This window comes from Streptomyces sp. 8P21H-1, assembly GCF_013302945.1.
Genome location: NZ_JABTYA010000308.1, coordinates 1 through 1287 on the forward strand (window position 1 = coordinate 1; position 1287 = coordinate 1287).

General features: G+C 70.6%; 1 protein-coding gene and 1 pseudogene. Both read left to right on the forward strand.

Annotated features, from left to right (window positions below; translation table 11 throughout):
• Window positions 1–981, forward strand: a 981-nt coding sequence (locus HO151_RS06495) for a VWA domain-containing protein (protein ID WP_173895140.1), incomplete at its 5' end; no start/stop codon positions are given.
• A 137-nt stretch (window positions 982–1118) separates the two neighbouring features.
• Window positions 1119–1287: pseudogene (locus HO151_RS07520) on the forward strand (phosphopeptide-binding protein); the annotation flags it as partial.

Below are 1287 nucleotides of genomic sequence, written 5' to 3' on the forward strand. Positions count from 1 at the left end.
GACGCGCGGACCCGCGACGCGGCGAAGCAGGCGCTGCGCCGGCTCAGCGCGGGCGGCGGCACCGCGATCGGCACCTGGCTGCGGCTGGCCGACCGCCTGCTCTCCTCGGCGGACGTCGCCATCCGGCACGGCATCGTGCTCACCGACGGCCGCAACGAACACGAGTCGCCCGAGGATCTGAAGGCAGCCCTGGACGCCTGCGCGGGCCGCTTCACCTGCGACGCGCGGGGCGTCGGCACGGACTGGGAAGTGAAAGAAGTCACGTCCGTCGCGTCCGCGCTGCTCGGCACCGCCGACATCGTGGCCGATCCGGCGGGCCTGGCCGCCGACTTCACGCAGATGATGGAGGCGGCCATGGGCAAGGAGGTCGCGGACGTCGCGCTGCGGCTGTGGACCCCGGTCGGCACTTCCATCAAGTTCGTCAAACAGGTCGCGCCGACGGTCGAGCAGCTGACCGACCGCCGTGTCGAGGCGGGCCCGCGCGCCGGTGACTATCCCACCGGTTCCTGGGGCGACGAGTCCCGCGACTACCACGTGTGCGTCGAGGTGCCCGAGGCCGGACTCGGCCAGGAGATGCTGGCCGCCCGGGTCTCCCTGGTGGTCCCGCAGGGCGACGGCACCGTCCACAACCTGGGCGCGCAGGGGCTCGTACGGGCCGTGTGGACCGACGACATGGCGGCCTCGACGTCGATCAACCCGCAAGTGGCGCATTACACAGGTCAGGCCGAACTGGCCCAGGTCATCCAGCAGGGTCTGGATGCCCGCAAAGCGGGGGACGACGACGGTGCGACGGCCAAACTGGGCCGCGCGGTCCAGCTCGCCAGTGCCTCGGGAAACGCGGATACGGCGAAACTGCTTGCGAAGGTGGTGGACGTGGTCGATGCCGCGGCGGGTACTGTGCGATTGAAGGCGAAGGTCGCGGAGGCCGACGAGATGACTCTCGAGACACGGTCCACCAAAACCGTTCGCGTGAAGAAGTAGCAGAAGCAGCAGAACAGAAGCAGAAGACAGCAGAGCAGCAACAGCGCAGAAGCAGAGCAGTACGCGCACGGCAACGCACGTCTTGTGCACGTCTTACGGTCCTTCGTGGCCGGAACAGGAGAGGGGGAAGCGCCGACATGCCGACCTGCCCGAACGGACACCAGTCGGGTTCCGACGACTGGTGCGAGGTCTGCGGTCACCGCATGGCCGGTGCCGTGCCCCCGCCGCCTCCGCCGCCGCCCCCGGCGGCCGGTTACGGCTACCCGCCCCCCGGTTCGCCCCCGCCGCCCGGCCCGGGCGGACGCC